This is a genomic window from Arthrobacter sp. B0316-1-20, from assembly GCF_059091865.1.
On the sequence record NZ_JBNHHC010000122.1, the window covers coordinates 1 to 5,579 of the forward strand.

The following is a 5,579-nucleotide window of genomic DNA, read 5'->3' on the forward strand; positions in this document are numbered from 1 at the left end:
GTCCGGCTGGCCGAGCTGGAGGCAGCCTCGGTGCCGAGCCTGGTCATCTTCGGCGGTACGCTGGCCTTCCTGCGCGCCCTGATCGATTTCCGGCGCGGCTTCATCCGCGAGACCCTGGCCCAGCTGGTGCCCGCCGTCGAGGGGCTGCGCCACGCGGACCCGGAGCACCTGCTGCCCTACGCCGCGGCCGTCGCCGCGGATGCGGCAGCGCTGCTGGGGGACCGGGACGCCGTCGCACATTATTCGGCAGTCTTCGCGGACCTGTCCGCCGAGCTGGACGCCGGACCCCGCGAGCACTCGCTGCTGGCCTGCGCGCATGTGGCCGCAGCCAGCGCCGTTTTCGAGGGCGCGTCCGCGGCGCTGGCCGGGCTGGCCAGGGTCGCGGACCAGCTGGCACGGACCGGGCCGGTGCGTGCGGAAGCCGAGGTTATCGGGCTGCTGCTCAGGCTGGGGGATTCCGGCCGGGTGGACCGGCTGGCGGAGATCACCCGGGGTTGCGAGGGGACCGAGCTGCGGCTGGCGCACGACCATGCCCTGGCCCTGCAGGAGAGGTCCGGTGACGCTCTGGTGCGGGTCGCGGAGGCCGCCGAGGCCGCGGGATACCTGCTGCTGGCGGCGGAGGCTGCGGCCAGCGGCGTCCGGTGCCTGGCCCGGGACGGAGACTTCGTCCGGCGGCGCAACGGAATGAAACTGCTCCAGCGCCTGCTGGAACGGTTGCCGGATGTGGTCACAGCACAGCTGAATGAGACCCACGCCCGGAAGGAACTGACCCACCGCGAGCGGGATGTTGCCGCGCTGGTGGCCAGCGGGGCCGGCAGCCGGGAGATCGCCGCGCGGCTGAGGGTTTCCCTGCGCACGGTGGAGGGGCACATCTACCGGATCTACGAGAAGCTCGGCGTCAGCACCCGCAGCGAACTCGCGGCGGCATACCTGGCCCGGACCCCGGCCCCGGACGGAACGGCAGTCCCCGGCTGACCGCGGCCCTGGAGGCGGGCCCGGCTGCGGGCCCTGACCCAGTTTGCTCAGGTACCTCGACCCGGTTCACGGTTTTTTCGGCGTGTCCGGGAAACACGCCGCAGCGTCTTCGCAGTACCTGAGCAGACTCAGCCGCGAGCGCCTGCCGATGCTGCTGAGTCGCGGGGAGGGGACGCGGGGGTGAGTAGGGATGCGTACGGGTTGAGGGGCCGGGCACGTGGTCGAGGGACAAGTTGCGTGCAGTCCACGCGTGCCGCTCCCGGGGCCGATTCCTAGGCTTCAAGGGTGGAACCGGGCGGAGTCGCCGCCCGGACCGGCACCGACCGGATACCGGCACAGGCACCGCCAGTTGGGGCAACGGGCGGTCCATCAGGAACCACGTCAGGAACCGTGCCGGCCACCCAGAGTCAGAACAATCAAGGGGAGATTCAGATGACGCTGCAAACCACTCGACCGCCGCACACCCACCGCAGCCCGGCACCTGCCGTGCCGGTCACCATCGCACCGACGGCACCCAGTACGACGCCGGCACCGGCCTTCACCTTCGACGTCGCCATCGTGGGCCTGGGCTACGTCGGGCTGCCGACGTCGCTGGCGTTCCGGGAGGCCGGCTACCGGGTGCTGGGCCTGGACGCGAACCCGGCGCGGCTGCAGGTGATCGCCGCCGAAGCCGCGGACCTGGTGCCTTCGGACCGGGAACGTCTGGCCCGGGCCCTCGCCGACCCCGGGTACGCGCTCACCGGTGACGCTGCCCGCCTGCGGGAGGCTGCCGCCGTCGTGATTGCGGTGCCGACGCCGGTGGATCCGTACCTGATCCCGAACCTGGACATCCTGCGGTGCGCCTGCGCCACCGTTGTGGAGAATGCGGTGCCCGGGCAGCTGATCCTGCTGACCTCCACCACGTATGTGGGCACCACCCGGGACCTGCTGGCCGTGCCCCTGGCGGCGCGCGGACTGATCCCGGGCACGGACGTGTTCGTGGCCTTCAGCCCGGAGCGGATCAATCCGGGCAGTGACGACATCGCGCATGAGGACGTGCCGCGCGTGGTCGGCGGGATCACCGAGGCCTGCGGGGAGGCGGCCGCCCTGCTGCTGGGCAAGTACGTCTCGCGGGTGCACCGGGTGCCGTCCGCGGACGCGGCGGAGATGACCAAACTGGTGGAAAACACTTTCCGCGCCGTCAACATCGCACTGGCCAACGAGTTCGCGGACATCTGCCGGGCGCTGCAGCTGGAGGTCATGGAGGTGATCGAGGCGGCCGCCACCAAACCGTACGGCTTCATGAAGTTCACGCCCGGGCCGGGCGTCGGCGGGCACTGCATCCCGTGCGATCCGCACTACCTGCTCTGGCAGATGAAGAAGGAGCGGCTGAGCACGCCGGTGATCGAGCAGTCGATGAACGCGATCGCCGCGCGGCCGGGCCAGGTGGTGGACCGGGTGCGCCGGATCCTCTCCGACCGGGACCGGGCTACGCATGCCGCCCGGGTGCTGGTGGTCGGCGTCGCCTACAAGCCGGACGTGGAGGACCTGCGTGAATCGCCGGCGCTGGAGATCCTCGCCGGGCTCGCGGCGGAGGGGGCCACGGTGGCCTACCACGATCCGCTGTTCCCGGCCCTGACGCTGCATGACGGCACGGTGCTGGCGCATCAGGATGATCCGGCCGCTTTCGCGGCGGATCTGGTCCTGCTGCACACCGCGCACAGTTCGCTGGAGCTGGGCTGGATCGGTCCGGAGCAGGCGGTCCTGGACACCACGTACCGCCTCGGCGGCGAACTGAACGTGCTGCACCTGTAGCACGGGAACTGACTCACGGTTATCAAGGGGAGCAGAGCTGTGAAAACTGTCATTACCGGCGGCGCCGGCTTCATCGGCAGCCATCTGACCGAATACCTGCTGCGGGCGGGGGACGAGGTGGCGGTCATCGACGATCTGTCCACCGGGAACCTGGCCAACCTGGACGGGGTGCGGGGGCACCCGCGGTTCCGCTTCGTGGAGGGCACCATCCTGGACCGCGAGGCGGTCAACGGCCTGGTGGCCGGCGCGGACCGGGTGTTCCACCTGGCCGCGGCGGTGGGGGTCCGCCTGATCGTGGACCATCCGCTGGAAAGCCTGCGCACCAATATCCACGGCACCGAGGTGGTGCTGGACGCCTGCCGCGACGCCGATGCGGCCCTGCTGCTGGCCTCCACCAGCGAGGTCTACGGCAAGAACACCGCGGACCGGCTGCCGGAGGACTCGGACCGGATCCTGGGCTCGCCGCTGCTGTCCCGCTGGACGTACGCGGCGGCCAAGGGCATCGACGAGGCGTTCGCCCACGCCTACTGGCGCGAGTTCGGACTGCGCGTGGCGATCGTCCGGCTGTTCAACACGGTGGGTCCCCGCCAGACGGGCCGGTACGGCATGGTGGTGCCGAACCTGGTGGGGCAGGCGCTGCGCGGGGAACCGCTGACCGTGTTCGGCAACGGACTGCAGTCGCGCTGCTTTTCCTACGTGTCCGACGTCGTTCCCGCCCTGGTGCGGCTGGTCCAGTCGCCTGCCGCGTACGGGCACGCCTTCAATCTGGGCGGCATGACGGAGATTTCGATCCTCAGCCTGGCCGAGCGGGTGGTCCAACTGCTGGACAGCCCCAGCGAGATCACGCTGGTGCCGTACGAACTGGCCTACGGCGAGGGCTACGAGGACATGCGCCGGCGCGTGCCGGACAACACCCGGTCGCGGCACCTGGTCGGCTTCAATCCGGCCACGACCGTGGATGAGATCATCCTGGGCGTGGCCGAGTGGATGCGGGCCACCCTGCCGGCGCGGCCTGCCGCCCGACGGCGGCCTGCGGCCGGACGGCGGCATGCCGCGGCTGCAGCAGCGCTGAGCCGCTAGGAGACCGGATGAACCAGCACCCAGCAACCCACGGCCTCCGGCCCCGGCACCGTGCAGCCGTCCCGCCCGGCCCGTCTGACCGGTTCGGCCCACCTGACCGGTTCGGCCGCTTCGGCCCGGCGTACTGGTGGGGCGCCACCATCCTGGTGATGATCCTGATGGCTACCTTCGCGACCGTCCTGGGGGCGCCGCGGGCCGGGGCGGCCTCGGAAACGGTAGTCAGCCTGACGTTCGACGACGGCAACGCCGACCAGCTTGAGGCCGTCCGGATCCTGGACAGCCACGGCCTGGACGGTACCTTCTTCGTGGTCTCCGGCCTGGTCGGCGCCACGAACTACCTCACCCTGCCGCAGCTGCAGGAAATGGCGGCGAACGGGCACGAGATCGGCGGCCACACCGTCACGCACCCGGACCTGGCGCAGGTCTCCGACGACGAGGTGCGGCGGCAGGTCTGCAATGACCGCGCCAACCTCACCGGATGGGGCTTCAAGGTCACCAGCTTCGCCTATCCCTTCGCCTCGATCATCTCTGAGGCGCGGCAGATCGTCGCCGACTGCGGCTACAACAGCGCCCGCGGCCTCGGTGACATCGCCAGCCGCTTCGCCGAAGTCCAGGGCCTCGATGTCGCGGAGACGGTCCCGCCGGCCAATGCCTTCGAGACCCGGGCACTGGACCAGGTGCAGAACACCTGGACGCTGCAGGACCTGAAGGACGTGGTCACCAACGCCGAAACCACCGGCGGCTGGCTGCAGCTGACCTTCCACAACGTGGACAACAACGGCGGCCCCATCTCGGTGGCACCGGCGGTGCTGAATGAGTTCGCCGGCTGGCTGGCGGCCCGCTCCGCGCAGGGCACCACGGTCCGGACCGTGGACGCGGTCATCGGCGGCGCGGTCAAGCCCGCCGTGCCCGGACCGGCGGTCCAACCCGGACCGGTCAACGGCAACCTGATCCAGAATCCGGGCTTGGAGGAGGCCGGCCCGGACCTGCCGCGCTGCTGGCAGATCGGCCAGTGGGGGGTCAACCAGCCGACCTTCAGCCCGACCTCTCCAGGCCGGACCGGCACCGTGGCCCAGCAGCTGCTGATGGAAAGCTACGCCTCCGGCGACGCGAAGCTGCTGCCCACGCTGGACCTCGGCGGATGCTCGCCGGCGGTCAGCGCCGGCAACACGTATTCGCTGCGCGCCTGGTACAAATCCAGCGGCGCCACGCAGTTCGAGATCTACTACCGGACGGCCCAGGGCGGCTGGACCTACTGGACCTCGAGCCCGTTCTTCGCCGCCGCTGCGGACTGGAGCCAGGCGGAATTTACGACGCCGGGCATTCCGGCGGGTGCCACCGGCCTGAGTTTCGGCCTGAACCTGGTCTCCAACGGCACGCTGGTGACGGACGACTACGAGCTGTATAACTCGGCCGGTGCGCCGCCGCTGGGCGACACGGCGCCTCCTCCGGTGAACCCGCCGGTGGATCCGGGCCCGCCGACCGAGCCGCCGATCGACCCGACGCCGCCGGATCCGCCGGTCGACCCGACGCCGCCGGATCCGCCGGTCGACCCGACACCGACCGGCCCGCCGGTCGAGCCTCCGGTCGAACCTGAGCCGCCCGCGGAACCCGAACCCGAACCCGAGCCGCCGGCGTCGTACCCGGATGTGCCCTCCGGCAGCATGTTCTTCAGCGGGATCATGTGGCTGGCCCAGCAACGGATCACCACCGGGTTCGAGGACGGCACG

General features: G+C 70.8%; 4 protein-coding genes. All 4 read left to right on the forward strand.

What is annotated here, in order from left to right; all coding sequences use genetic code 11:
• Positions 1–975 (forward strand): helix-turn-helix transcriptional regulator (locus tag AC5RW2_RS40050; protein ID WP_494075232.1); only part of this gene is annotated, 975 nt, incomplete at its 5' end.
• 432 nt (positions 976–1,407) lie between these two features.
• The gene (locus AC5RW2_RS40055; RefSeq protein ID WP_494030968.1) at positions 1,408–2,769 is read left to right on the forward strand and encodes a nucleotide sugar dehydrogenase; all 1,362 of its coding nucleotides are present in this window, start codon (positions 1,408–1,410) and stop codon (positions 2,767–2,769) included.
• 39 nt (positions 2,770–2,808) lie between these two features.
• On the forward strand, positions 2,809–3,849 hold the full coding sequence (locus tag AC5RW2_RS40060) for a dTDP-glucose 4,6-dehydratase (RefSeq protein ID WP_494030969.1): 1,041 nt from the start codon (positions 2,809–2,811) through the stop codon (positions 3,847–3,849).
• Positions 3,850–3,857: 8 nt separating this feature from the next.
• Positions 3,858–5,579, forward strand: a 1,722-nt coding sequence (locus AC5RW2_RS40065; protein WP_494075233.1) for a polysaccharide deacetylase family protein, incomplete at its 3' end; no start/stop codon positions are given.

Bases quoted from the DNA above. Each gene is read 5' to 3' on its own strand.
- AC5RW2_RS40055 (WP_494030968.1), top strand. From the start codon at position 1,408: ATGACGCTGCAAACCACTCGACCGCCGCACACCCACCGCAGCCCGGCA.